General features: G+C 72.0%; 22 protein-coding genes and 2 tRNA genes. 13 read left to right on the forward strand and 11 right to left on the reverse strand.

Features of this window, described 5'->3' with window-relative positions; all coding sequences use genetic code 11:
* Positions 1 to 24 precede the first annotated feature (24 nt).
* Positions 25 to 669 (forward strand): DciA family protein, encoded by a 645-nt coding sequence (locus GA0070617_RS00680; RefSeq protein ID WP_091445694.1) that lies wholly within the window; start codon positions 25 to 27, stop codon positions 667 to 669.
* Between the two features lie 7 nt (positions 670 to 676).
* Here the strand turns inward: GA0070617_RS00680 and GA0070617_RS00685 are convergent, their stop codons facing one another.
* Positions 677 to 1,231: a hypothetical protein gene (locus GA0070617_RS00685; protein ID WP_091432497.1), complete on the reverse strand. Its 555-nt coding sequence runs from the start codon at positions 1,229 to 1,231 to the stop codon at positions 677 to 679.
* 554 nt (positions 1,232 to 1,785) lie between these two features.
* On the opposite strand from GA0070617_RS00685, the gene gyrB reads away from it, so the two are divergent.
* From gyrB to GA0070617_RS00710, 6 genes are all read left to right on the forward strand, one after another.
* Complete coding sequence (gyrB, locus tag GA0070617_RS00690; protein ID WP_091432500.1) at positions 1,786 to 3,732, forward strand: DNA topoisomerase (ATP-hydrolyzing) subunit B; 1,947 nt, start codon at positions 1,786 to 1,788, stop codon at positions 3,730 to 3,732.
* Positions 3,733 to 3,863: 131 nt separating this feature from the next.
* On the forward strand, positions 3,864 to 7,640 hold the full coding sequence (gyrA, locus tag GA0070617_RS00695) for an intein-containing DNA gyrase subunit A (protein WP_091432503.1): 3,777 nt from the start codon (positions 3,864 to 3,866) through the stop codon (positions 7,638 to 7,640).
* 4 nt (positions 7,641 to 7,644) lie between these two features.
* A complete protein-coding gene (locus tag GA0070617_RS00700; protein WP_091432507.1) occupies positions 7,645 to 8,553 on the forward strand; it encodes a DUF3566 domain-containing protein in 909 nt (302 codons plus the stop codon).
* Between the two features lie 147 nt (positions 8,554 to 8,700).
* Positions 8,701 to 8,774: transfer RNA gene (locus GA0070617_RS00705), tRNA-Ile, on the forward strand.
* Positions 8,775 to 8,816: 42 nt separating this feature from the next.
* A complete protein-coding gene (locus tag GA0070617_RS30960; protein WP_217628753.1) occupies positions 8,817 to 8,945 on the forward strand; it encodes a DLW-39 family protein in 129 nt (42 codons plus the stop codon).
* 22 nt (positions 8,946 to 8,967) lie between these two features.
* A tRNA-Ala gene (locus tag GA0070617_RS00710) sits at positions 8,968 to 9,043 on the forward strand.
* A 66-nt stretch (positions 9,044 to 9,109) separates the two neighbouring features.
* Here the strand turns inward: GA0070617_RS00710 and GA0070617_RS00715 are convergent.
* From GA0070617_RS00715 to GA0070617_RS00725, 3 genes are read right to left on the reverse strand one after another with little or no spacing between them, the layout of a single operon-like run.
* A complete protein-coding gene (locus GA0070617_RS00715; protein ID WP_091432510.1) occupies positions 9,110 to 9,511 on the reverse strand; it encodes an arsenate reductase ArsC in 402 nt (133 codons plus the stop codon).
* On the reverse strand, positions 9,508 to 10,245 hold the full coding sequence (locus GA0070617_RS00720) for an aquaporin (RefSeq protein ID WP_091432513.1): 738 nt from the start codon (positions 10,243 to 10,245) through the stop codon (positions 9,508 to 9,510). Before GA0070617_RS00720 ends, GA0070617_RS00715 begins: the two co-directional genes overlap by 4 nt.
* On the reverse strand, positions 10,242 to 10,610 hold the full coding sequence (locus GA0070617_RS00725) for an ArsR/SmtB family transcription factor (protein ID WP_091432516.1): 369 nt from the start codon (positions 10,608 to 10,610) through the stop codon (positions 10,242 to 10,244). The genes GA0070617_RS00720 and GA0070617_RS00725 overlap by 4 nt, the downstream gene beginning before the upstream one ends.
* 102 nt (positions 10,611 to 10,712) lie before the next feature.
* On the opposite strand from GA0070617_RS00725, the gene GA0070617_RS00730 reads away from it, so the two are divergent.
* The 5 genes from GA0070617_RS00730 (at position 10,713) to GA0070617_RS00750 (ending at position 17,838) form a co-directional block, all read left to right on the forward strand.
* Positions 10,713 to 11,174 (forward strand): ArsI/CadI family heavy metal resistance metalloenzyme, encoded by a 462-nt coding sequence (locus GA0070617_RS00730; RefSeq protein ID WP_091432519.1) that lies wholly within the window; start codon positions 10,713 to 10,715, stop codon positions 11,172 to 11,174.
* A 261-nt stretch (positions 11,175 to 11,435) separates the two neighbouring features.
* Positions 11,436 to 13,469 (forward strand): serine hydrolase domain-containing protein, encoded by a 2,034-nt coding sequence (locus GA0070617_RS00735; RefSeq protein WP_091445696.1) that lies wholly within the window; start codon positions 11,436 to 11,438, stop codon positions 13,467 to 13,469.
* Positions 13,470 to 13,485: 16 nt separating this feature from the next.
* Positions 13,486 to 14,841, forward strand: coding sequence for a sensor histidine kinase (locus GA0070617_RS00740; RefSeq protein WP_091432522.1), 1,356 nt, complete (start codon positions 13,486 to 13,488; stop codon positions 14,839 to 14,841).
* The gene (locus GA0070617_RS00745; protein WP_091432525.1) at positions 14,838 to 15,494 is read left to right on the forward strand and encodes a response regulator; all 657 of its coding nucleotides are present in this window, start codon (positions 14,838 to 14,840) and stop codon (positions 15,492 to 15,494) included. Before GA0070617_RS00740 ends, GA0070617_RS00745 begins: the two co-directional genes overlap by 4 nt.
* 97 nt (positions 15,495 to 15,591) lie before the next feature.
* Positions 15,592 to 17,838: a helix-turn-helix domain-containing protein gene (locus GA0070617_RS00750; RefSeq protein WP_091432528.1), complete on the forward strand. Its 2,247-nt coding sequence runs from the start codon at positions 15,592 to 15,594 to the stop codon at positions 17,836 to 17,838.
* Positions 17,839 to 17,847: 9 nt separating this feature from the next.
* Here the strand turns inward: GA0070617_RS00750 and GA0070617_RS00755 are convergent, their stop codons facing one another.
* Complete coding sequence (locus GA0070617_RS00755; protein ID WP_217628754.1) at positions 17,848 to 18,537, reverse strand: helix-turn-helix transcriptional regulator; 690 nt, start codon at positions 18,535 to 18,537, stop codon at positions 17,848 to 17,850.
* 75 nt (positions 18,538 to 18,612) lie between these two features.
* On the reverse strand, positions 18,613 to 19,113 hold the full coding sequence (locus tag GA0070617_RS00760) for a helix-turn-helix transcriptional regulator (RefSeq protein WP_217628755.1): 501 nt from the start codon (positions 19,111 to 19,113) through the stop codon (positions 18,613 to 18,615).
* 283 nt (positions 19,114 to 19,396) lie between these two features.
* Between GA0070617_RS00760 and GA0070617_RS00765 the strand changes: the two genes are divergently transcribed.
* A complete protein-coding gene (locus tag GA0070617_RS00765) occupies positions 19,397 to 20,143 on the forward strand; it encodes an AfsR/SARP family transcriptional regulator (RefSeq protein WP_091432535.1) in 747 nt (248 codons plus the stop codon).
* On the opposite strand, the gene GA0070617_RS00770 is transcribed toward GA0070617_RS00765, so the two are convergent.
* From GA0070617_RS00770 to GA0070617_RS00790, 5 genes are read right to left on the reverse strand one after another with little or no spacing between them, the layout of a single operon-like run.
* Positions 20,130 to 21,182, reverse strand: a complete 1,053-nt coding sequence (locus GA0070617_RS00770) for a zinc ribbon domain-containing protein (RefSeq protein WP_091432538.1) — start codon at positions 21,180 to 21,182, stop codon at positions 20,130 to 20,132. The genes GA0070617_RS00765 and GA0070617_RS00770 overlap by 14 nt on opposite strands.
* Complete coding sequence (locus tag GA0070617_RS00775; RefSeq protein ID WP_091432541.1) at positions 21,179 to 21,760, reverse strand: phage tail protein; 582 nt, start codon at positions 21,758 to 21,760, stop codon at positions 21,179 to 21,181. Before GA0070617_RS00775 ends, GA0070617_RS00770 begins: the two co-directional genes overlap by 4 nt.
* A gap of 17 nt (positions 21,761 to 21,777) precedes the next feature.
* Complete coding sequence (locus GA0070617_RS00780) at positions 21,778 to 23,739, reverse strand: putative baseplate assembly protein (protein WP_091432544.1); 1,962 nt, start codon at positions 23,737 to 23,739, stop codon at positions 21,778 to 21,780.
* Positions 23,739 to 24,149, reverse strand: a complete 411-nt coding sequence (locus GA0070617_RS00785; RefSeq protein ID WP_091432547.1) for a GPW/gp25 family protein — start codon at positions 24,147 to 24,149, stop codon at positions 23,739 to 23,741. Before GA0070617_RS00785 ends, GA0070617_RS00780 begins: the two co-directional genes overlap by 1 nt.
* A gap of 4 nt (positions 24,150 to 24,153) precedes the next feature.
* A complete protein-coding gene (locus tag GA0070617_RS00790; RefSeq protein ID WP_091432550.1) occupies positions 24,154 to 24,525 on the reverse strand; it encodes a PAAR domain-containing protein in 372 nt (123 codons plus the stop codon).
* Positions 24,526 to 24,534 lie beyond the last annotated feature (9 nt).

Below are 24,534 nucleotides of genomic sequence, written 5' to 3' on the forward strand. Positions count from 1 at the left end.
CACGCCGGCGGTCCCGGCGACCGGCTGCCGCCCCGACGTCCCAGCGGTCGGTCCGGGCCTCCCCGGCGCGCCGGCGGCCCGGCCGAACCCGGGCCGAACAAGGACACCGCCGGCTCGGGCGGTCCGCCCGCACCGGACAGCTCGGGCTCGGCGGGCGACGGGCCGAGCGGCCCGGAGTTGGCCCGCGCGGTCCTGGACGCCGCTCGGGCCCGTCGGGAGACGGCGGCGCGCACTCGGCGACGTACCCCGGGATCCGCCGGGGGTGACGGCGCCGCACGGCGGCTGCGCGGCTACTCCGGTCCGGGGCCGGACCCGCGCGACCCGCAGCCGCTCGGTGTCGTGCTGGGCCGGCTGATGAAGGCCCGCGGCTGGCAGCAACCGGCGGCCGAGGCGACGGTCTTCGGTGCCTGGGAGAAGGTGGTCGGCGCCGAGGTCGCCCAGCACAGCCGGCCGGTCAAGCTGGAGGACGGCGAGCTGACCGTGGAGGCCCGCTCCACCGCCTGGGCCACCCAGCTACGGCTGCTCGCCGGCTCGCTGCTGAAGCAGATCGCCAGTGAGGTCGGCCACAACGTGGTCCGGAAACTGCACATCCACGGCCCGGCCGCACCCTCCTGGTCGCGCGGTCCCCGCCGGGTCCGGGGCCGGGGCCCCCGCGACACCTACGGCTGAGACGGCCTCAGGCGTCGGCGTAGACGGCGTAGCCCCGGTCGGCGCAGCGCCGGTAGAAGGCGGCCAGCACGCCCAGCTCCGGGCAGGTGAAGCTCCACTGCGGTGGCGCCCCCGCCTCGTCCCGCAGCCCGTCGAGACGGCTGTCCAGCCAGCGCAGCTGCTGCTCGGCCAGGCGCCCGTCGGCGAGCAGCGACCGCAGCACCGCGCTCACCGACTCGAAGGTCACCGCCTCGCCGAACGGGCGGTGCGCCGCCACGAACCGCTCGATGCCGCCCGCGACCCAGGCGCACCCGTCCGGGTCGATCACCGGGTCCTCCTCCTCGGCGGCGGCGTCCGTGGCGTAGAGCACGTTCTCCAGGCCGAGGATCAGGTCCACCAACTCGGTGTACGCGGTCGCGCGGACCGTGCCGGTCTTCGCGATCAGCTCCGCGAGCGCGGCGGTCGGCGCGGAGACCTGCGGCAGATCCACGATCTCGCCGAAGTCGACGAACTCCGCCGGCGCCACCGGGTCGTAGAAACGACCGGTCCGTGGCCAGTGCACCGCGACGTTGTCCAGCCCCATCGGGCGTCACTCCTCACCGCAACGTGTCGAGCCGGTCATGCTGAGCCGATCGGGCCGGGCCGATCGCGTCGATCGTCCGCTTCCCGCCAGGAAAGATCAGAACCGGCCGGTCAGTGTCGCAAAGGTACGGTACGACGCTCCGGCGCCTGACGTCCGGTCCGTCCGATCCGGCAATCCGACCCGTTGGCCGGCGGCGCCCCCGATCAGCCCATGGCGTGTAAGGGGGGTCGCGGCCAGCGCGGTTCGGCCGGCTATGGAGTTCTCAGCCGCCGCGCAGGGGTGCCGAGTGGTGGTTCTGTCGTTCGCGCACAGTAGGATTGCGGGTGAGACGAAGGCCCGAGACGCAACGACGGGACACCGGCACTCGACGCCGTTGACCGATCCTCCCGTGTCGGGTCGAGCCGATCGCGATCCGCGGGCAACCGCGGCGACCGGCGTGTTCGGCCCGTACCCCGGAAAAGCCGGCCCGGTCCGCGCGCCGACGTCGCGTCCTGTCCGCCGAACCCGCGCCCGACGTGCCCTGCGGCGCGGACGGCGCGAGAAAGTGGCCGAGGGTGGCAGCGCAGGACAAGCAGGAGTACGGCGCCGAGTCGATCACCGTCCTCGAGGGGCTGGAGGCGGTCCGCAAGCGGCCCGGTATGTACATCGGGTCGACCGGCGAGCGCGGGCTGCACCACCTCGTGTGGGAGGTCGTGGACAACGCGGTCGACGAGGCGATGGCCGGCCACTGCGACACCATCGACGTGGTGCTGCTCGCCGACGGCGGGGTCCGGGTCACCGACAACGGCCGCGGCTTCCCCGTCGACCTCCATCCGAAGCTCAAGAAGCCAGGCGTCGAGGTCGCGCTGACCGTGCTGCACGCCGGCGGCAAGTTCGACGGCAAGGCGTACGCGGTCTCCGGCGGTCTGCACGGCGTCGGCGTCTCGGTGGTCAACGCCCTCTCCACGAAGATGGCGGTGGAGATCCACAAGTCCGGGTTCGTCTGGCGGCAGCAGTACCACCACTCCAAGCCCACCGAGCTGGAGAAGGGTGAGACGACCGACCGGACCGGCTCGGCGGTCTCCTTCTGGCCCGACCCGGACGTCTTCGAGACCGTCGACTTCGACTTCCAGACCATCTACCGCCGGCTGCAGGAGATGGCCTTCCTGACCCGGGGCCTCACCATCCACCTGCTCGACGAGCGGGTGCCGGAGGGCGAGGAAGGCAAGACCCGCGAGGTCACCTTCCGCTACGACGGCGGCATCGCCGACTTCGTCCGGCACCTCAACGCCTCGAAGAACCCGATCCACAAGACGGTGGTCGAGTTCGGCGCGGAGGAGGACGGCATGTCCCTCGAAATCGCCATGCAGTGGAACGAGTCGTACGGCGAGTCGGTCTACACCTTCGCCAACAACATCAACACCCACGAGGGCGGCACCCACGAGGAGGGCTTCCGGGCCGCGCTGACCGGCATCGTCAACCGGTACGGCGCGGACAAGAAGCTGCTCAAGGGCGACGAGAAGCTCTCCGGCGAGGACATCCGCGAGGGGTTGGCCGCGATCATCTCGGTCAAGCTCACCAACCCCCAGTTCGAGGGGCAGACCAAGACCAAGCTGGGCAACACCCCGGTGAAGAGCTTCGTGCAGCGGGTCTGCAACGACCGGCTGGTCGACTGGTTCGACCGGAACCCGGCCGAGGCGAAGACCATCATCACCAAGGCGTCCCAGGCCGCCCGCGCCCGGATCGCCGCCCAGCAGGCCCGCAAGCTGGCCCGCCGCAAGTCGCTGCTGGAGTCCGGCTCGATGCCGGGCAAGCTGGCCGACTGCCAGTCCACCGACCCGCGCGAGTCCGAGGTCTTCATTGTCGAGGGCGACTCGGCCGGCGGCTCGGCCAAGCAGGGGCGGGACCCGCGTACCCAGGCGATCCTGCCGATCCGCGGCAAGATCCTGAACGTGGAGAAGGCCCGGATCGACCGGGTGCTGAAGAACAACGAGGTCCAGGCGCTGATCACCGCGCTGGGCACCGGCATCCACGACGACTTCGACATGGAGAAGCTGCGGTACCACAAGGTGGTGTTGATGGCCGACGCCGACGTCGACGGCCAGCACATCCAGACCCTGCTGCTCACCCTGCTCTTCCGGTTCATGCGTCCACTTGTCGAGCTGGGCCACGTCTACCTGGCCGCCCCGCCGCTCTACAAGATCAAGTGGAACAAGAAGGGCGACGACGCCCAGTACGCCTACTCCGACCGGGAGCGGGACGGGCTGATCGCGCTGCGCCAGCAGAAGAAGCCGAACGCCAAGCCGGACGACATCCAGCGGTTCAAGGGTCTCGGCGAGATGAACTACCCCGAACTCTGGGAGACCACCATGAACCCGGCGACCCGTACGCTGCGTCAGGTCACCCTCGACGACGCGGCGACCGCCGACGAGCTCTTCAGCGTGCTGATGGGCGAGGACGTCGAGGCACGGCGCTCGTTCATCCAGCGCAACGCCAAGGACGTCCGGTTCCTCGACATCTGATCGGCCCCGCCCGGACCGGCCGGCTGGTGCCCGGCCGGTCCCCGGTCCACAGAGTTATCCACAGGTAGACCGGTTTCCACAGCGGTTATCCACAGCACGAAAACGACTCTAAGTCTGATAAGGGTTTAAAAGTGACGGATTCCCCCGAGCCCACACCCAGCGAGCCGGAGCTGCCGGAGGCCGCCGCCGCAGTCGTGGCGCACGACCGGATCGAGCCGGTCGGCCTTGAGGTGGAGATGCAGCGCTCCTACCTCGACTACGCGATGAGCGTCATCGTCGGGCGGGCGCTGCCGGACGTCCGGGACGGGCTCAAGCCGGTCCACCGCAAGATCCTGTACGCCATGTTCGACTCCGGCTACCGGCCGGACCGGGGCTACGTGAAGTGTTCCCGGGTGGTCGGCGACGTGATGGGTCAGTTCCACCCGCACGGCGACTCGGCGATCTACGACGCCCTGGTCCGGATGGCCCAGCCCTGGTCGCTGCGCTACCCCCTGGTCGACGGCAACGGCAACTTCGGTTCGCCGGGAAATGACCCGGCTGCGGCCATGAGGTACTGCGTTACGGCAAATGTCCGTATTCGAACTGCGGACGGTAGCAGGCGAGTCGGCGACCTCGTTCCCGACGCCGCGCCGAACAGCGAGACCGACATCGACCTGAAGGTCCGGGACCGCAACGGCGACCTGGTGCACGCTTCGAAGTTCTTCCACTCCGGCGAGCACCCCACGCTGCGGCTGCGAACCCGCGAGGGGTACGAGCTGACCGGCACCCACAACCACCCGGTGCTCTGCCTGGTGGACGTGGCCGGGGTGCCGACCCTGCTCTGGAAGCTGCTCGCCGAGATCTCCCCGGGTGACCGGGTGCTCCTCCAGCGGACCGTGCCGGACGAGATCGGCTACCCGATGCTGGAGCACGTCGAGGCCGCTGTCCTCGCCGGTGCCTTCGTCAGCGAGGGCTGGACCTCACAGGGGCGCGTCGGTTTCGACAACTGCGATCGCGAGTTCTTCGTCCGTGTCCTGGCTGCCTACGACCTGGCAGTCGGAGGCCCGCGCTGGGTTGGCACCGAGACAACCGTCACCGGCAAGACTTTGCATAAGCTGCGCGGCTGGACTTCCGACTTCATGAGGTCGATTCTCGGCGAGCTGGTCGGGGCGCGGAGTGCGGCGAAGTTCGTGCCCGAGTTCGTCTGGCAGGGGCCGGCCGCGATCAAGCGGGCCTTCCTCCAGGCGCTCTTCGAGGGCGACGGCTCGTCCTCGCTGCTGCCCCGCAACACCATCCAGATCTCGTACTCGACCCGCAGTGAGCGGCTCGCCCGCGAGGTGCAGCAGCTGCTGCTGGAGTTCGGCGTGGTCAGCCGGCAGTGCCGGTACGACAGTGGCGAGATCAAGGTCGTGGTGACCAACCGGCGGGACGCCCGGATCTTCGCCGTACAGGTCGGGTTCCTCGGTCGTAAGCAGGCCAAGCTGGAGTCCGAGCTGGCGTCGGTGCCGGCGACCAGCACGGCGCTCTCCGGCGACCACGTGCCGCTGGTCGGTGACTTCGTCCGGGCGCACGGGGCGACCCGGTGGACCGAGCGGGACTGGCTGCGCCGGCACAACGTGGACCGGATCGAGCGCTGGGAGCGGGACCGGGACGAGATCGCCGCCCGGATCACCGAGCCCGGGGTGCTCGACGTGGTCGAGCCGTTGGTCGACGGCCGGTTCTACTACGCCGAGGTGGCCGAGCTGGCCGACGCCGGGGTGCAGGCGGTCTACAGCATCCGGGTGGACACCGACGACCACTCGTTCGTCTCCGACGGTTTCGTCAGCCACAACACCGAGTGCAAGCTCGATCCGTTGGCGATGGAGATGCTGCGGGACATCGACGAGGACACCGTCGACCTGCAGGACAACTACGACGGCCGGGCCAAGGAGCCCACCATTTTGCCGTCGCGGATCCCGAACCTGCTGATCAACGGCTCCGAGGGGATCGCGGTCGGCATGGCCACCAAGATCCCGCCGCACAACCTGCGGGAGATCGGCGCGGCCGTGCAGTGGTGTCTGGAGAACCCGGAGGCCGACGAGGCGACCACCCTGGAAGCGCTGCTGGAGATCGTCAAGGGGCCGGACTTCCCGACCCACGGTCTGATCGTCGGCACCACCGCGATCCAGGACGCGTACCGCACGGGTCGTGGCTCGATCCGGATGCGGGCCGTGGTGGAGGTCGAGGAGGACAAGCGGGGCCGGCCGGCGCTGGTGGTCAGCGAGCTGCCGTACCAGGTGAACCCGGACAACCTGGCCGAGCGGATCGCCGAGCTGATCAAGGAGGGCAAGCTCGGCGGCATCGCCGACATCCGGGACGAGTCGTCCGGGCGTACCGGCATGCGGATCGTGCTGGTGCTCAAGCGCGACGCGGTCGCCAAGGTGGTGCTGAACAACCTCTACAAGCACACCCAGCTGCAGGAGACCTTCGGCGCGAACATGCTGGCGCTTGTCGACGGGGTGCCGCGGACGCTGAACCTGGCGCAGTTCATCCGGTACTACGTCGAGCACCAGATCGAGGTGATCCGGCGGCGGACGGCGTTCCGGCTGCGCAAGGCCGAGGAGCGGGCGCACATCCTGCGTGGTCTGTCCAAGGCGTTGGACGCCCTGGACGAGGTGATCGCGTTGATCCGGCGCTCGCCGACGGTCGAGGACGCCCGCCAGGGCCTGATCCGGCTGTTGGAGATCGACGAGATCCAGGCGACCGCGATCCTGGACATGCAGCTGCGCCGGTTGGCCGCCCTGGAGCGGCAGCGGATCCTCGACGACCTGGCCAAGCTGGAGATCGAGATCGCCGACCTGAAGGACATCCTGGCCAAGCCGGAGCGGCAGCGGCGGATCGTCTCGGAGGAGCTGGGCGAGATCGTCGCCAAGTGGGGTGACGAGCGGCGGACCAAGATCGTGCCGTTCGACGGCGAGGTCTCGATGGAGGACCTGATCGCCCGCGAGGACGTGGTGGTGACCATCACCCGGACGGGGTACGCCAAGCGGACCAAGGTCGATCTGTACCGGTCACAGCGGCGGGGCGGCAAGGGTGTCAGCGGCGCCACTCTGCGGCAGGACGACATCGTCAGCCATTTCTTCGTATGCTCCACGCACGACTGGATTTTGTTCTTCACCAACAAGGGTCGCGTGTACCGGGCCAAGGCGTACGAGCTTCCGGAGGCCAGTAGGGTGGCCAAGGGTCAGCACGTGGCCAATCTGCTCGCCTTCCAGCCGGACGAGCAGATCGCACAGATCATCCAGATCCCGAACTACCAGGTGGCTCCCTACCTGGTCCTGGCCACGAGAAACGGTCTGGTGAAGAAGACCCGACTCGAGGAGTTCGACTCCAACCGGTCGGGCGGGGTCATCGCGATCAACCTGCGCGATGAGGACGAGTTGGTCGGGGCGGTTCTGGTGGCGCCGGAGGAGGACCTGTTGCTGGTGTCGAAGAAGGCACAGGCGATCCGGTTCAACGCGACCGACGAGGCCTTGCGGCCGATGGGTCGGGCCACCTCCGGGGTGATCGGCATGCGGTTCACCGACGACGACGTGCTGTTGGCCGTCGAGGTGGTCCGGGAGGGGCTGGACGTGCTGGTGGCGACGAACGGGGGGTACGCGAAACGCACCCCGATCGAGGAATATCCGGTCCAGGGCCGGGGAGGTAAGGGCGTACTGACCGCGAAGATCACCGAGCGTCGCGGTGGCCTGGTCGGTGCGGTGGTGATCGATCCGGACGACGAGTTGTTCGCGATCACGAGCAACGGTGGCGTCATCCGGACTCCGGTGAAGCCTGTACGCCGTACCCGAGACCGGAACACAATGGGGGTCAAGCTGATGGACCTCCCGGACGGTGTGACTATCGTGGCGATTGCTCGCAATGCCGACGAGCCTGACGAACAGGACTAGTTGAATGACGGAGACACAGGCGAAGTCGGGGAACAAGGGGACCTCGGCCAAACCGGTCGACGAGGAGGCCGCGAAGAGCGGCGCACCAGCGACCGGCCGCGCGGCCGTGGGCCGGGCCACGGTCCCCGCCGACGCGCCTGCCCCGAAATTCACTCGGGCCCCCGGCATGGCTCCGCCGCCGGACAAGCCCGAGGATCCGGGGGCGGCCGGTAAGCCGGAGAAGACGACAGGTGCCGAGGCGAAGTCCGCCCCGGCGCCCCCGGCCCGTCCGAACACCACCCAGCCGATCAAGACAGGTTCGGCCGGTCAGTCCGGTTCCGGTAACCAGACCCGGCTCGGTTCGGCGGCCACCGGCACCCTGCCGCGGGTGAGTTCGCCCGGTTCGGGCGGCAAGCCCGATCAGGGGCGTCCGGGCGGCGGCACCGGGCGACCGGCAAACGGTGGCGGCCTGCCTCCGGGGGTCGGTGGCGCGTCCGCCGTCGGGGCCGCGCGGGTGGGTGAGGCGGTACGCTCCGCGCGTACCTCGGTCAGCTCGGCCGCGTCGCGCGGACCGCGCCGGGCCCGGCTGAACCTGAAGCGGATCGACCCCTGGTCGGTGATGAAGTTCGCCTTCGCCGTCTCCGTGGTGCTCTTCATCGTGGTGGTCGTCGCCACGTCGGTGTTGTATCTGGCGTTGGACGCGATGGGTGTGTTCCAGAGCGTGAACGACAGCCTCACCGACCTGGTGAACGCCGGTGGCGGGCAGAGCGGCGGGTTCCAGATCACCGCCCGTGGCGTGATCCTGACCTCGGCGTTGGTCGGCCTGGTCAACGTGGTGCTGTTCACGGCGCTCGCCACGCTGGGTGCCTTCGTCTACAACGTCTGTGCCGACCTGGTCGGCGGGATCGAGCTCACCCTCGCCGAGCGCGACTGAGTCTCGACGTCGACGCCGGGGTGTCCGCCAGGTGCGGCCCCCGGCGTCTCGCGTCGCCACCCCCTGCGGCGGAGTAGGGCCACGGGTGGGCGGTGACCCCGGTTTGGGCCGGGGTGGGCGGATGGGTTAACCTTGCTCGTCGCTTGCGGGGCTATAGCTCAGTCGGTTAGAGCGCAGAGCTGATAACTCTGAGGTCGCTGGTTCGATTCCAGCTAGCCCCACCGCACGTCCTCCGACATCAGTCGAGCGCTAGGGGTCGCCCCATGGTGAAGAAGCTTCTTTTCGTCGTCGGCATCGTCGGCGTGGCGGCCTTGGTTGCCAAGCGGGTCAAGGACTCCAATGACGAGCGCGCCCTCTGGCACGAGGCGACCACCGCTCCCGACCTGCGCTGATCCGGGCGGTTCGACCGCCTGCGGGGCCCTAGCTCAACTGGCAGAGCACTGCCTTTGCAAGGCAGGGGTTAGGGGTTCGAGTCCCCTGGGCTCCACCAGCACGAACACCGGTTGATCCCGGTCCCGAGTACAGCCATTCGTACCGCCAAGCGGGTTTGCCAGCGCTACGGCTTGAGCGTGCTGAGCAACCCGGTGACGTGGGTCTTGATGTCGTCGCGGACCTGGCGGACGACGTCGAGGGGTTGGCCGGCGGGGTCGGTGAGTTTCCAGTCCTCGTAGCGTTTGCCGGGGAAGACGGGGCAGGCGTCGCCGCAGCCCATGGTGACTATGACGTCGCTGGCTTCGGCGGTGTCCCAGGTGAGTCGGGCCGGGGTCTGGTCGGTGATGTCGATGCCGACCTCCCGCATGGCCTCGACGGCGGTGGGGTTGATCCGGTCGGCGGGCGCGCTGCCGGCGGAGCGGACCTCGACGGAATCTCCGGCGAGGTGGCGTAGCCAGGCGGCGGCCATCTGGGAGCGGCCGGCGTTGTGGACGCAGACGAACAGGACGCTGGGTTTGTCGGTCATCGGGGTGCGCTTTCTCGGGTCGGGTGGGGCACGACCACCGCGTCGGCGGCGTGTCCGGCGTGGGGGTACCAGGCGGCGAGGGCGGCGACGGCCACCAGAGCGCCGACGAGCTGGGCGGCGAGGAAGCCCGGCACGGAGGCGGGGGCGATGCCGGCGAAGGTGTCGGTGAAGGCCCGGCCGATGGTGACCGCCGGGTTGGCGAAGGAGGTCGAGGAGGTGAACCAGTAGGCCGCCCCGATGTAGGCGCCCACGGCGGCGGGCGCTGCGGTGGTGCGGCCGGAACGGGCGAGGGCGAAGACCAGCACGACCAGCCCGGCGGTGGCGACCACCTCGGCCAGCCACAGGTTCCCGCCGGTGCGGTCGGTGCGTGACCAGGTGACCGGTGGGAGCCCGAACATGAGGGCCGCCAGCACCGCCCCGGCGACGGCCCCGGTGACCTGCGCGCAGACGTAGCCGGCCAGGTCCCGCGGGGTCAGACCGGTCCCGAGCCGGCGGCCGAGCCACCAGTCGACGGCCGAGACGACCGGGTTGAAGTGCGCGCCCGACACGGGGCCGAACATCAGGATCAACGCGCCCAGGGCGAGGGCGGTGGCGACCGCGTTCTCCAGGAGCTGAAGCCCCACATCGGTCGGGGAGAGCCGGGCGGCGGCGATGCCGGCGCCGACGACGGCGGTGACCAGCAGGGCCGTGCCGGTGAACTCCGCGCTGGCCCGCCGGGCCAGGGTGAGACTCACTCGGCGGCCCGGGCGGCGGTGGGGATGTCCAACAGCGCGCCGAGCTGCCGGAAGGCTTCCGGGCGGACCCGGTACCAGACCCAGGTGCCTCGCCGCTCGGAGTCGACCAGCCCGGCGTCCCGCAGCACCCGCAGGTGGTGGGAAATGGTGGGGCCGGAGAGGTCGAAGGCCGGGGTCAGGTCACAGACGCAGATCTCCGGTACGGAGGCGATCATCGACATCAGCCGGAGCCGGACCGGGTCGCCCAGGGCCTTGAACAGGGGAGCGACCGCTGCCGCCTGGTCGTCGTCCATGGGACGGGCCGCGATCGGGGCGCAGCAGGCCACGGCGCTCAGGTCGACCACCGGCAGAGGCTGTTTCGACATGCGTCTAGGTTGACAGATTTCAAAACAGAGGGCAACGTGGGGTCTGCTTCGAAAACCATCTAGGCAGGAGCCAGTCATGGTGCCCCTGTCGGGAGGAGAACCATGTCCCGCGTTCAACTTGCCCTGCGCGTGTCCGACCTCGAAGGCTCCGTCGCCTTCTACTCGAAGCTGTTCGGCGTCGAACCGGCCAAGCGTCGCCCCGGCTACGCCAACTTCGCCATCCAGAACCCGCCGTTGAAGCTCGTACTCCTGGAGGGCGAGCCCGCCCAGCCGACCGTGCTGGACCACCTGGGCGTCGAGGTGTCCACCACCGAAGAGGTCAACGCGGCCACCCGGCGCCTCACCGAATCCGGCCTGATCACCCTGGAGGAGAACAGCACCGAGTGCTGCTACGCCCTCCAGGACAAGGTCTGGGTACGCGGCCCCGGCGACGAGCCCTGGGAGGTCTACACCGTCAAGGCCGACTCCGACCAGCTGGGGAAGAAGGTCACCGCCAGCACCTGTGGCACTCCCGCCACCGACAACCAGCCAGCCACCACCGGAGCGACGGGGAGCTGCTGCTAGCGGCACCGTCCCGCCTGCCTGCGGCGGGCCGTGCAGTGGTTTCCGGTGGTCGTCTCCTGCCAGGGATCGATGACCTGGATGCCCGTGCCGGTGCTCCTCCGTCCGGTGGCCGGCGGCCTCCTACCCGGGTCGCAATTCGAGTGCCGTCCCGCGCCCGATGTCACCAGGAGCCCGCTCGAACAGGCTTGCCTGGTGCCCTCGGGTGACGCCACCGGGACCGGATCCCGGGCAGTCGAGGGCACCGGGAGGCGGCAGATCGACATGATCGACACAGATGCGTCGAGGCGACCCCGGGTCGTGCGGTTCGGTGCGGTCCTGGCGACCGTGGCGCTGGTCGGGGTGACAGCGGTGGGTTGTGGTTCCGGGCCACCGCAGGCGAGCGTGGCACCGTACGTCACGATTCCGGCGGCGCCGGGCGCGGCGACCGGCACGGCCGCCCTGACCGGCCCGGACGTCGAGGCCTGGCTGGACGGGATGCTGCCGGCCGCGATGCAGCGGACCGGCATCGCCGGGGCCACGGTCGCGGTCGTCGGCGACGGCCGGATCCTCACCACCCGGGGGTACGGCCACGCCGACACCGGTGGCGGGGCGGCCGCGCCGGAGCCGGTCGACCCCGAGCGGCACCTCTTCCGGCCGGGATCGGTGTCGAAGGTGTTCACCGCCGTCGCCGCGCTGCAGTTGGTGCAGGGCGGCACCCTGGAGCTGGATGCCGACATCGCCGGGAAGCTCGACTTCGACCTGCCCCGCAGCTTCGACGAGCCGATCACCCTGCGGCACCTGCTGACCCACACCGCCGGGTTCGAGGAGCGGGTAGCCGGCCTGATCGGTACCGAGGGCGACTCGACGGATCTGCGCCGGGCCCTGGTGACCGACCCGCCCGAGCAGATCTTCCGACCGGGTACGGTGCCGGCCTACTCCAACTACGGCTACGCGCTGGCCGGGTACCTGGTCGAGCGAACCAGCGGGATGCCCTTCGAGGAGTACGTCCAGCGGTACGTCATCGACCAGGCCGGGATGACCTCCTCGACCTTCGCGCAGCCGCTGCCCCCGGCCCTGCGGGACCGGATGTCGCAGGGGTACCCGAACTCGGCCGCCCCGGCGGGGCCCTTCGAGTTCGTCGGCGTCCCGCCGGCCGGTGCGCTCAGCGCTCCGGCGCCGGACATGGCCCGGTTCATGCTCGCGCTGCTGGGCGAGAAGACGGATGACCCGGCGCTGCTCGACCCGCCCACCCTGGAACTGATGCGGCAACCGGGCCTGGACGCGGGCTCGCTCGGCTTGCTGGCCGAGGGACCCCGGATGAGCCTCGGGCTCTTCGACGAGAGCCGTAACGGCCACCGGATCCTCGGCCACGGCGGTGACACCAACTACTTCCACTCCCACCTGCAGATCCTTCCCGACCAGCGGGCCGGCCTGTTCATCTCGCTGAACAGCGGCGGCAACGGCGGGATGGACAGCCACGAGCTGCGCCAGGCGGTGCTGACCGGCTTCGTCGACCGGTACTTCCCCGCCAAGGGCGACCAGTCCGGAGCCGGAGCGGGCGGGACCGTCGACGCGGAGACCGCGGCGGAGCACGCGGCGGTGCTGGCCGGCACGTACGAGAGTTCCCGGACGATGCGCAGCACCTTCCTGGCCACCGTAGGCCTGGTCGGTCGGACCAGTGTCGCCGCGTTGGAGGACGGGCGGCTGCTGGTCGAACCGGCACCACTGTCCACCACCCCCGCGGTGTACGAGGAGGTCAAGCCCTGGCTCTGGCGGGAGGTCGGCGGGCAGCGCACGCTCGCGGCCCGGGTCGTCGACGGTCAGGTGGAGGCCATCGGGTTCGATTCCGCCTTCGCCCTCCTGCCGGTCGACCCGCAGCGCGGCACCGGCCTGGTCGCCTCGGTCCTGGGCGCCTCGACGCTGGTGCTGGTGCTGACGGTGCTGGTCTGGCCGGTCGCGGCGGTCGTCCGTCGCCGACTCGGCCGGGCTCCACGCGGGCGGGCCGGGCGGACCGCGCGGGTGTTGAGCCGGGTCGCCGTCGCCGGTGCGCTGCTCGCCCTGGTCGGCTGGGCGGTCAGCCTGACCGCCATCATGGGGATGCGGGAGGTCCCGACGGCTGTCCTGCGCGGTGTGCAGGTGCTGCAACTGGTCGGCCTGCTCGGGGTGCTACCCGCCACGGTCCGGCTGGTCGACGAGGTCCGTCGCCGGGGCGGCTGGCCCCGGATCGTCGGTAGCGCACTGGTCCTGCTGGCGCTGGCCGGTACCGGGTGGTTCGCCGTCGAGTTCATGCTGCTCGCCCCGAGCATCTCCTACTGACGAGGAAGATCAGGCCATGACACAGCACAGCGGTACCGGCCCGGGGGCCACCGGCGTCCCGGGCCGGTACCGGCTCAGTGGGCGGCTGGACGGGTGGCTCACCCGGCTCGGGGTGACCGGACGGTTCGCCCGGGACTGCCTCCTGGCCGTGGTCGTCGCGGTCGTGACGTTCGTCCTGTTGGTGATGCTCTTCTGGGTCGTGCTGCCGACCGAGGAGATCGAGGTCGGCGCGGACCGGGCCCGGTTGGCGATCCTCCTCTGCTGCGGGCAGGCGCTGCTGCTCTGCCTGCGCCGGGTCCACCCGGGACGCTGCCTCGCGCTCGTCGTCGGCGTCCAGCTCGTGATCAATGCGACGATGCCGTCCGAACTGACGGTCCAGGGTGGTGCCACGCTGATTGCGGCCTACACCGTCGGCACCCTGCTCCCGGTACGGACGGTAGTCGTCGCGGTGGGCCTGGCCACGGCGGCCGACACCGTGGGTGCGGTCGCGGCCGCCGCCTCCGGCAGCCCGGCCCCGCTGCGGGCCGTCCTCGGTCACCTCGTGTCCAGTGCCCTGTCCTACGGCGGTGCGGCCTTCGTCGGCGGCTACGTCGCGACCCACCGGCGGTATCTGGAACTGCTGCGGGTCCAGGCGGTCGAGGCGGTCCGGGCGCAGCAGGCGAAGGTGTCGGCCGCGATCGGCGCGGAACGTTCCCGGATGGCCCGGGAACTGCACGACGTCGCCGCCCACCACCTCTCCGGCATGGTGGTGCAGGCCTCGGCGGTGGAACGGCTGATCGACCGGGACCCGGCGGCGGCGAAGGACGGGGTGGTCTGGATCCGCGCGCAGGGCAAGGAGACCCTGAACAACCTGCGGCTCGTGGTGGGGGTGCTACGCGGGCGACCGGAGGCGGACGGGGCCCCCGGTCCCGGCGAGGGCAACGTGCCCGTGCCGGGCCTGGCGGTGCTGGACGACCTGGTACGCACCGCTCGTGAGCTGGGCAGTTCCGTCGAGCTGACCCGGCAGGGCCAGGAACGCGAGCTGCCGCCGATCGCCGACGTGGCGCTGTACCGGACGGTGCAGGAGTGCCTGTCCAACGCCCGGCAGCACGCCCCGGGGGCCCCGGTACGCATCGAGCTCCGGTTCGCCGCGCGCGAGGTGGCGCTGGCGGTGGTCAACGGACCCGCCACCCGACGTCCCGAGCCGACGGGCCGGACCAGCAGCGGGGTCGGGCTGATCGGCATGCGGGAACGGGCCCAGCTGATCGGCGCCCGGTTCGCGGCCGGCCCGACACCGGCCGGCGGCTGGTCTGTCACAGTGACGCTGCCGACCCGGGACGAGGCTCGGGCCACGTCGACGCGGGCGACCACGAAGGGAACCGAACCGACATGATCAGGGTGCTGCTCGTCGACGACCAGGCGGTGGTCCGGGCCGGTTTCCGGGTGATCCTGGAGCAGTCCGGCGAGATCGAGGTGGTGGCGGAGGCGTCCAACGGCACCGCCGCCGTCGACCTGGCCCGCCGGACGAACCCGGACGTCATCTGCATGGACGTCCGGATGCCCGGCGGCGACGGGCTGGCCGCCACCCGTCGGATCGTCGCCGAGGCGCCCGGGGAACCGCCGGCGGTGCTGGTGGTGACGACCTTCGACCTCGACGAGTACGTCTTCGGCGCGTTGGAGTCCGGCGCGAGCGGCTTCATCCTCAAGGACTGTGAGCCGGAGGAGCTGATCGAGGCGATCCGGCGGTTGGCCAACGGGCAGGGACTCGTCGACCAGGCGGTGACCCGGCGGGTGATCTCGGAGTTCGCCCGTCGTCGCCCGGTGCCGGAGTCCGACGCGCCGGCGGCGTACCAGTTGACCGCGCGGGAGACCGAGATCGTGGTGTTGCTCGCCCGTGGACTGTCGAACGTCGAGATCGCCACGGAGCTGTTCATCGAGACCAGCACCGTCAAGTCCCACCTCGGGCGGGCGATGGCGAAGATCGGTGCGCGGGACCGGTTGCAGACCGTGGTGTGGGCGTACCAACACGGTGTGGTTTCACGCTGATCTCAGGTCAGCTGGCCGGCTGGGCATCGGCCCGAATGTCTGTAACTATCCGTGTCGTGCTGTTGACAACGGGAGATGGCGGTTCGGGGGTGTCGGGATGAGTGGGCGACTGGGCGTGCTCCTGCGACGACACCGGACGGTCGCCGGGCTCACCCAGGAGGAACTCGCCGAACGGGCGGGACTGGCCGTGCGTACCGTGCGCAATCTGGAGCTCGGCTGGGTGACCCGGCCCCAGCGGCGGACGGTGGAGGAGTTGGCCGACCGGCTCGGCCTGTCGGCGGCGGACCGCTCCCAACTGGTGGCGGTCGCCCGGTGCCGCGACGACACCGGGGAGGACCGGACCGGTGCGGACGAGGACCGGGCCGGTTCGCTCCCCGGTGACCTGACCGACTTCGCGGGCCGGGCCGGCGAGCTGCACCGGCTCGCCGAGGAGGCCCAGGGGGCCGCCCGTGCCGAGGCGGCCCGGGTGGTGGTGGTCAACGGGCCGCCCGGGGTGGGCAAGACCAGTCTGGTGGTGCACGCCGCGCACCAGCAGGCGCGGCACTTTCCCCGCGGGTCGCTCTTCGTCGACCTGCGCGGCATGGACGACGAGCCGACCCCCCTGGCCCAGGCGCTCGACCAGTTGCTCACCGCGTTCGGGGTGGCCCAACTGCCGCCGTCGACCGACGCCCGGTTGACCCTCTACCGGACGCTCAGCGGCGAGGGCCGGGGGTTGCTGGTGCTGGACAACGCCCGGGACGAGGCCCAGGTACGCCCGTTGTTGCCGAACGGGCCGGGCTGGCTGGTGCTGGTCTCCAGCCGGAGCGCGCTGGCCGGGTTGGCCGGGGTACGCCGGGTGCCGCTGCGGGTGCTGTCGGAGGAAGAGGCGCAGCTGCTGCTCACCGGTGCGGTGGGCGGTGGACGGATCGCCACCGAGAGCGCCGCCGCGGTGGAGCTGGGGCGGCTCTGCGGGCGGCTGCCGCTGGCCCTGCGGGTAGCGGCGAACCGGCTGGCCGTCCGTCCGCAGTGGAGCGTGCAGTCGCTGGTGGAGCGGCTGCGCAACGAGCGGCGTCGGCTGGACCTGCTGCGCGCCGGTGACATCGAGGTACGCAGCGCGTTCGAGTTGTCGTACCGGCTGCTCGACACCCCGGCGCGGCGGGCCTTCCGGTCGTTGGCGGTGGTGCCGCTGCCGCAGTACTCCGCGCCGGTGGTCGCCGCACTTGTCGACGAGCCGGTCGCGGTCACCGAGGACCTGCTCGACGCGTTGGTGGACGCCGGCCTGCTCAACGCGGCGGCCACCGCCGGCCGGTACGTCCTGCACGACCTGCTGGCGCTCTTCGCCGCCGAACGGATCGACGCCGAGGAGAGTGCCGCGGACACCGACGCCGCCCGGGACCGGCTCGCCGGGCACCTGCTGGGCCGGATCGCCTCCGCCCATGGGTGGCTCGACCCGACCCGCTGGCGGCCACCGGCCGGGTTCCCCACCGCGCCTGCGGCGGTCAACTGGCTGGACACCGAACGGCCGGGCTGGTGGTGGGCGATCCGGTACGTCGCGACCCGGGGCCGCCACCACGAGGTGCTCGCCGCCGCCGGGCACCTGTACTGGTACGCCGAACGGCGGCACCTGGCGGTGCCCTGGGACGAGTTGTTCCGCCGGGCGGTCCGGGCGGCGCAGTCGCTCGGTGACCCGGTGGCCGAGGCGTTCCAGCGCAACAACCTCGGCTGGGCGTTGTATCTCCTGCACGACGACCTCGACGAGGCGTACGTCGAGCACCGTACCGCGTTGGCGTTGGCCGAAGCCGCCGGTGAACCGGGGATCGCCGGGTGGGCCCGGTGCTACCTGGCGGCGCTGCAGAGTCGGCGGGCCGACCCGGGTGCCGCGTTGGCGAACCTCCGCGACGCCCGACGGTTGCTGTTGGCGGCCGACGACCGGCTCGGCTGGATCGTGGCCTCGTACACCCTCTCGGATCTGCTGCGCTCGACCGGCCAACTCGACGAGGCGCTGCGCCTGGTCGAGGAGGCCGACCAGGGTTGGGGGTCGGCCCTGCCGGACCGGCCCGCCAGCCGGCCGCTGCGCGGCTGGGTACGGCACCGGTTGGGGCTGCTGCAGGCCGACCGCGGCCGGTTCGGTGACGCGGAGGCGGCGTTGCGCGGGGCGATCGAGGACTTCGACGCCGGTGACGACCTGGGCTGCCTCGGCCGTACCCACCTCACCCTCGCCGAGGTGCTGCTGCGGGCCGGGGCACCCGAACGGGCCCAGGTGGTGCTCGACCGGGCGACCGAACTCCTCGAAACGGTCAACGACGTCGGGTCGCTGGGCGAGGTGGCCCAGGTCCGGGCCTGGCTCGACGAGATCCTCGACTGACCGGGCGGGTCACCCGGTGGGGGCGCCGCGGCGGGTAACCAGGCCGAGGGTGAACGCCTGCCGGGTCAGTTCGGCCTTGTTGCCCACGTCCAGTTTGGACCGGATCCGGGTGAGGTAGGTGTTCACGGTCGCCTCGGAGATGCCGAGCCGCCGGGCCACCTGCGCGTGGGTCAGACCGTGGGCGATCAGCTTCAGGGTCTCGGCCTCCCGGGGGGCCAGCGCGGGCCGGCGGGGCGGGCGGTCCCGCCCGGGGCCGGGACCCGGGGCGCAGGGCGGCGCCGCCCGGCCCGGCGCGCGGGTGGCGCCGGGGCCGGGCGGTTCACCGCGCAGCCGGGCGGTGAACCGCGGACACAGGTAGAACCCGCCGGTGGTGGCGATGTCGAGTGCGATCCGCAGCTGGGCCTGCTCGCTCGCGGTGCTCACCACCGAGCGGGCGCCGGCCCGAATCGCCGCCACCGCCACCGTCATCGCCGAATCCGGCAGCATCACCAGCGTCGGGTGCCGGGGACAGGACCACCGCACCGCGTGCAGCAGTGGATCCACCAGGACGACGACGGTCTCCGGACCCGCGCCGCTGCCGGTCACCTCGCTCACCGTGTCCACCGTGACACAGCGTCGTACCCGCTCGTTGCCTCCGATCAGTTGGTGCACCCCGCGCCGGGCCAGCGGCTCGGACACCACCACACACACGTCGAACATCGGCCACCCCTCGGTGACAAGTCAACTACAGCGTGATGGGAAAGGCGAGGCAAGAAGACCGGCAAGAAACGGGCGTCAAACGGACAGGTAACCGAGCTCCACGGCGCGTCGGGTCAACTCGGCCTTGTTGGCGGCCCCGAGCTTGCGTCGCAGCCGCTTCGCGTACGTGTTGACGGTCTGCTCGGTCACCCCCAACCGGTGGGCGGCCTGCCGGTGGGTGAGCCCCTGGGCGATGCAGCGCAACGTCTCCACCTCACGGGGACCCAGCGCGGCCGACGCCTGCGCTGCCCCACCGGCCAGCGTCGTCACCCCGGGCGACAGGTAGCTACCGCCGCTGAGCACCGCCGCCCTGGCCAGGGTGAACTCCTCGGCGCCGTCACCCTCGCGCAGCACCGCCCGCACCCCGGTCACCAGCAGCGCCAACGGGTCGACGCTCGACTGTCGGGGCAGGACCAGCAGCACCATCCGGTCAGCGGTGAGTGCGGTCAGCTGCGGCCAGCGGTCACCGGTCAGGTGGTCCCACCGCAGGACCACCGGCTCCGGCGCGCCGGCTTCGGGCAGATCAGCCGTCGACATCCGGTTGCTCCTGAGTGGACGGGTCCGTACCGGTGCGCGTGCACCGGCACCGACAATTAAAGCCCCTCGACGCGTCCCCGAACTGACGGCTGTCGGTGTCCCCCCGGACATCGAGAAGAATCCTCGGCGCGACCTCGTTGTCGCCCACCTCTCCCAGCAGCACAGGCCGTCCCGACCGCGTCGGGTGCCGTCGACGTCACCCGGCCGGTCCATCCAGCGGGGACCGTCCGGTCGTGGGCCGGACCAGATTCGCGAGGTCCTGGCGACAAGGGAGACAGATCACATGATTTCGGCTCAGTTACGACTGTGGTGTTTCGGTGGCTTCCGGCTGGAGCGGGACGGACTGCCGGTCGACCTGTCCGGCATCCGCCCCCGGGTGCGCACCCTGCTGCGGTATCTCGCCGCCGAGGCCGGGCAGCCGGTGCACCGGGAGCGGATCATGGCGGCGCTCTGGCCGGAGCTGCCGGAGCGGGCGGCCCTCAACAACCTGCACGTCGGCGTCTCGACGCTGCGTACCTTCCTGGAGCCGGGAGTGGCCCGGGGCGCGTCCCGGTTCGTCGTGCGCGACGGCTGGACGTACCGGCTGGAGGTGGACGACGGAGGTTGCGACGTGTCGGCGTTCGGGGCGGCGCTGGCCGAGTCCCGGCGGGCCCGGTCGCGGGGCGAGGACGCGGCGGCCGTCCGGGCGCTGCGCACCGCCCTCGACCACTACGCCGGTGACCTGCTGCCGGAGGACGGCACCGCGGAGTGGGTGCTCGCCGCCCGGGACCGGCACCGGTCCCGGGCAGCGGAGGCCGCGGTGCTCCTGGCCGGCCTGGAGTTGACCCGGGGGCGGGCCCGGGCCGCCGTGGCGGCGGCCCGTCGGGCCCTGGAGCTGGACGGCTACCACGACGACGGCTGGCGGCTGCTGATCAGCGCACAACGGCGGGCCGGTGACGTGGCAGCGGCCCGGCACAGCCAGCAGACGTACGAGCGGGTGCTGCGGTCACTCGGCGTCGGGTCCCGCCCGGTGCACGTCACGGCCGCCTGAACACCTCCACCTCGGCCAGGGCCACCCGCCGCCCGCGCTGCTCGCCGTAGCTCGCCTGGATGGTCAACCGCAGCCGCGACACCCCGCCCGCCACGTGATGGAAGCTCTGCGGGCCCGGCCGGTCGGTCAGCCGCAACTGGCTGGCGCGCTCGCCGTCGCCTGTCGACAGGGTCATGGTCAGCTCGGCCGGGCGGGCCTGCTCGACGAAGGCGTCCTGCTGGGGCGAGGCACCGGTGTGCACGATGAGATCCAGCAGACGGATCGGCGGATCGAAGGTGAACTCGACGTACTCGCCGGTGGCGGGTCGGTCGGTGGCAGGCGCCCAGTACCGGTTGTTCAGCCCGTCGACGGTGGACCGGGCCGGATGACCGCGCGCCGCACTGGAGGCCGTCACCTCGCTGGGCAGCACCGCCTCGGGCGTCGCGGTCCGGTCCCGGACGGCGTCCACGACCGGCCCGGCGAACCGGGCCACCGCCAGCGCCACCGCGCCGAGCAGGGCCAGCACGAGCAGGACCGCCAGCAGCCGGCGCAGCCAACCCCCGCGGGACCGGCGGCGTGGCCAGCGCAGTCGACGCCACCACGGTAGGGCCCGGGGCGGGCCGGTGGTCGCGGTCAACGGGTTGCCGCACCGCCGGCAGAACGACCGGTCCCGCGGGTTGCCGGTGCCGCAGACCGGACAGGTCACGTCGTGCGGGCCGCCCGCCGGATCACCGGTGAAGTCCCGGACCACCGGTGGCGGCGCGACCGGTCGACCCGGTTGCACCGCCGTCGGCTGGTCGACTCGGTCGGTGGGATCGAGCGGGGCCGGCTCGGTCGGGGTGCCCTCCCGGGCCGGTGCGGTCTCGTCGGCCGGCCGTACCGGCACCACCAACGCGGCGGCCCGCCGCAGGTCGCGCTCGGCGGTGGGCGGTGCCGGCTCCGCGACCTCGACCTCCGGCGTCGGGGTGGCGTCGTCGTCCCAGGACAGGAACGCCCCGCAGGTGCCGCAGAAGCCGTCGCCCGGAACGACCTCGGACCCGCAGTTGTCGCAGCGCCTCACCGGGCCACCGTCCGGTCCGTCCCGGCCGGGTCCTCGCCCACCAGTGGCAGCACCTCCACCGTGTACGGCACGTGCGCTGGCCGGTTCGCCTCGACCACCGCCCGCAGCCGGGCGACCAGGGCGTCGCTGGGCTCCGGCGCGTACACCCGCACGGTAAGGGCGGGCACGGCGGACCCGGGCAGGGCGGTGCCGGGCGTGACCGACCAGGTGGTGCCGCCGCTCTCGACGATCTCCGGGACGAGCCCGGTGGCGAGGCGTACCTCCTCGGCCAGTCCGGCGGCGGTGCCGCGGACCCGGTGTCGGGCGACGGCCCCGGCGACCACCCGGCGGCGTTCGGCGGCCGGCCGGTCCCGCCCACCACCGGCGGCCACCCAGGAGCCCAGCCAGTCCACGAAGTCCGGCGGGGCCAACGCCGGGTCGAAGTACGCCCACAGGCTGTCCAGGGTGGCGTGCACCGGCGCGAGCACCTGGTCGAAGCCGCCGGTGAGGCGCTGGGCCAGGTCGTCGGCGGCGTAGACGGCGGGCAGCCGCCGGCCCAGCGGGTCGGGGGTGGCCAGTCCAGCGACTGCGGCGCGCATGGGTGGTTCCTCCTCGCTCAGGCGCCCGACGGGCGTTCGTCGACCCGGACCTGGTGCTGGTGGGAGAAGACGAGGGCGTGCCGATCCAGGTCGATCCGGGTGACCTGCTCACCCCGCCGGCCGGTCAACGGATCGGCGGGGAACATGCGGACCTCCTCGACCACCTCCACCCCCGGCAGCCGTTGCAGGACCCCGAAGATCTCCCCGGAGTGCACCTGCCGCCCGAACGGCCAACCCGTGCCCTCCGGCCCACCGTGCACCGGGTCGAGGTAGCGGTACAGGGTGGCGGTGGCCTCGCCGCGCAACTGGGCGGCGGCGACGTCGGGCCGGGGGACCAGCCGGACGACCACGGTGACCCCCTGGTAGAACGGCGGCTCCACGACCAGCCGGGTGCCGACCGGGCGGCGGGTGTCCAGATGCTCGGCGATGGTGGCGAGCATCCCGTCCGGGGGGACCAGGTCCTCGAAGTGCAGCCGGCCCTCCGCGTCGGCGACCGCCTCCGGCACCACCAGCAGCCGGACCCCGCCGGCGTCGCTGCCGTCACCGGCGGACAGGCAGCGCACCCGGGCGGCGGCCGGGCAGGCCTGCCGGGCGAGCAACTCGTAGTCGCGGGCGGTCACCGCCCGGTCCTGGGCCCGCAGCTGGACCGGACCGCGCAACCGGGCCTCCGCCACGGTCTCCCCGTCCACCCCGCCGGTGGCGGGCGCCCGGTTCTCCACCCCGGAGACGTACGGCATCGAGCTGCGCAGCACGGCCAGCGCGCCCCGGGCGACGTTGCCGCTGCGCCCGCCCCCGGTGCGGTAGCGCCGGACCCGGACCCGGGAGCCGGCGGCCGGTACGGCACCGTAGCGGCGTAACGTCCCGTCGGGCTGCCGGACGGCCGGCCCGAAGAAGATCTCCCCGGCGGTCCGGTCGAGCACCACGTGCCGGTCCTGGGGCCCGGAACCGCTGAACGAGTCCACCTCGGCCCACTCCAGCCACCCGGCACCGTCGGCGGTCTCCACCACCAGGGGCTGCTCGTCGCCGACGATCGGCGGCCGGGCCACCGTGAACCGCTGCCCGGGCACCCCCTCGGCCTCACCCACCTGCTCGCCGAGGATCGTCTCGGCGTGCACCGCGGTGACCGTGCCGCCGATGGTGGCCGCCTCGACCGAGCGGACCGTCGGCGAGGCGGCGTAGAACGGCTGACCCGGCCGGGCCTCGACCAGCCGGCAGCGCAACCAGCCGGCCCGCTGCCCGGCGACCACGCTGCTGATGTGGGTGGCCGGCACGTGCAGCACCACCTCGCCCGGCCGGTTCAACCCGCCGGTGTCGTCGTGGTCGACCTCGCAGGGCGACCAGTCCGCACCGGTCCACGCCTCCCAGACCAGCGGCGGTTGCCGCGGGTCGACCCCGACCCCCTCGACCCGGCTGTCCATCCGCAGCAGCACCGCGCAGGACGGCACGGCGGCGGAGAGCCCGAGCAGCATGGCGTCACCCACCGACGGGCTGGCCGGGAAGCAGGCCACGTCCCGGCCGTCGAGCAGCTCCTCGGTCCGGTCCGCCGGTGGGCCCTGGGCCGGGTGGCTGCGCAACCGGCTCAGCTCGCAGGGCACCACGGCCAGGTCCGTCGCGGTGGTGAAGACGATCGCCTCGTCGGTCTGGGTACGTTCGGTGCCCACCTCGGTGCCGGCGCGCAGCACCACCGGCTGGGTCTGCGGGCCGGAGAGCCAGAAGGTGACCTCGCCCCGGGCGGCCGTCGGCGGGAACGGGCGTACCCCGATCAGGTCGAGGAAGGCCAGGTAGTTCTTCTCCGGCACCCGGTTGAGCCGGTAGAGGAGCTGGTCGACCATGTGCGCGAACGTCTCCACCAGGGTGACCCCCGGGTCGGAGACGTTGTGGTCGCTCCACTCGGGGCAACGCTGCTGGATGAACCGTTTCGCCTCGTCGACGAGCTGCTGGAAGCGACGGTCGTCCAGGTTGGGCGCGGGCAGCGGCATCAGGCGGTGCTTTCCTCGTGGGACGGGATGACGTAGAACGGGAAGACCAGGTTCCGGGGGTCGTTGGTGCCCCGGACGGTGTACCGGACGTCGATGTAGAGCACCCCGACCTCCTCGGCGTCGAAGCTGACCACCACGTCGGTCACGTCGATGCGCGGCTCCCAGCGGTCCAGCGCCCGGCGCACCTCGAAGGCGATCCGCCCGGCGGTGTTCTCGTCGGCCGGGGCGAATACGTAGTCGTGCACCCCGCAACCGAACTCCGGTCGCATCGGCCGCTCACCGGGGGCGGTGCCGAGGATCAGCTGGATCGCCTCGACGATCTCCCGCTCCCGGTCGACCAGGGCGATCCCGCCGGTCGCGTCGGTACGCAGCGGGAACGCCCAGCCCGCACCGATGAACTGCTCGGCCACCGGCTCAACCCCCGATCAACACGGTAGGCGCGCCGGTGCTGACCACGGACTTGCAGGTGGTCTGGTCACCGCGTCGGGCAGCCTGGTGCCCGCCGATCAGCACCCGCCGCAGCGGCGGCGGCATGGCCGGCACGATCCGGTTGGTCAGCAGGAGCACCAAATGCTGGGGTGGCTTCTCGCACACGCAGACGGTGCCGACCACGGCGGCGGGTCGGCCCGCGATGAGCACGCTGGAGACCCCGAGCATCGGGGCACCGGGCGTACCGGGTGGCAGCGCCTGCCCACCGGGCGGGCCGATGGTCCCGGTGGGTGGGCCGGGGGTGAGCGCGGTGGCCAGGTGGCTGAGCTTGTCACCGATACGGGCGGCGGGCGGCATGGGGCATCC

The sequence above is a fragment of the Micromonospora yangpuensis genome, assembly GCF_900091615.1.
Lineage (GTDB): Bacteria > Actinomycetota > Actinomycetes > Mycobacteriales > Micromonosporaceae > Micromonospora > Micromonospora yangpuensis.

What these genes read in the sequence shown, in the direction of transcription:
- GA0070617_RS00685 (WP_091432497.1), bottom strand. Translation starts at nt 1,231, where the DNA reads ATGGGGCTGGACAACGTCGCGGTGCACTGGCCACGGACCGGTCGTTTC.
- GA0070617_RS00700 (WP_091432507.1), top strand. Translation starts at nt 7,645, where the DNA reads ATGACGGAGACACAGGCGAAGTCGGGGAACAAGGGGACCTCGGCCAAA.
- GA0070617_RS30960 (WP_217628753.1), top strand. Translation starts at nt 8,817, where the DNA reads ATGGTGAAGAAGCTTCTTTTCGTCGTCGGCATCGTCGGCGTGGCGGCC.
- GA0070617_RS00715 (WP_091432510.1), bottom strand. Translation starts at nt 9,511, where the DNA reads ATGACCGACAAACCCAGCGTCCTGTTCGTCTGCGTCCACAACGCCGGC.
- GA0070617_RS00725 (WP_091432516.1), bottom strand. Translation starts at nt 10,610, where the DNA reads ATGTCGAAACAGCCTCTGCCGGTGGTCGACCTGAGCGCCGTGGCCTGC.
- GA0070617_RS00730 (WP_091432519.1), top strand. Translation starts at nt 10,713, where the DNA reads ATGTCCCGCGTTCAACTTGCCCTGCGCGTGTCCGACCTCGAAGGCTCC.
- GA0070617_RS00735 (WP_091445696.1), top strand. Translation starts at nt 11,436, where the DNA reads ATGATCGACACAGATGCGTCGAGGCGACCCCGGGTCGTGCGGTTCGGT.
- GA0070617_RS00740 (WP_091432522.1), top strand. Translation starts at nt 13,486, where the DNA reads ATGACACAGCACAGCGGTACCGGCCCGGGGGCCACCGGCGTCCCGGGC.
- GA0070617_RS00745 (WP_091432525.1), top strand. Translation starts at nt 14,838, where the DNA reads ATGATCAGGGTGCTGCTCGTCGACGACCAGGCGGTGGTCCGGGCCGGT.
- GA0070617_RS00750 (WP_091432528.1), top strand. Translation starts at nt 15,592, where the DNA reads ATGAGTGGGCGACTGGGCGTGCTCCTGCGACGACACCGGACGGTCGCC.
- GA0070617_RS00755 (WP_217628754.1), bottom strand. Translation starts at nt 18,537, where the DNA reads ATGTTCGACGTGTGTGTGGTGGTGTCCGAGCCGCTGGCCCGGCGCGGG.
- GA0070617_RS00760 (WP_217628755.1), bottom strand. Translation starts at nt 19,113, where the DNA reads ATGTCGACGGCTGATCTGCCCGAAGCCGGCGCGCCGGAGCCGGTGGTC.
- GA0070617_RS00765 (WP_091432535.1), top strand. Translation starts at nt 19,397, where the DNA reads ATGATTTCGGCTCAGTTACGACTGTGGTGTTTCGGTGGCTTCCGGCTG.
- GA0070617_RS00775 (WP_091432541.1), bottom strand. Translation starts at nt 21,760, where the DNA reads ATGCGCGCCGCAGTCGCTGGACTGGCCACCCCCGACCCGCTGGGCCGG.
- GA0070617_RS00780 (WP_091432544.1), bottom strand. Translation starts at nt 23,739, where the DNA reads ATGCCGCTGCCCGCGCCCAACCTGGACGACCGTCGCTTCCAGCAGCTC.
- GA0070617_RS00790 (WP_091432550.1), bottom strand. Translation starts at nt 24,525, where the DNA reads ATGCCGCCCGCCGCCCGTATCGGTGACAAGCTCAGCCACCTGGCCACC.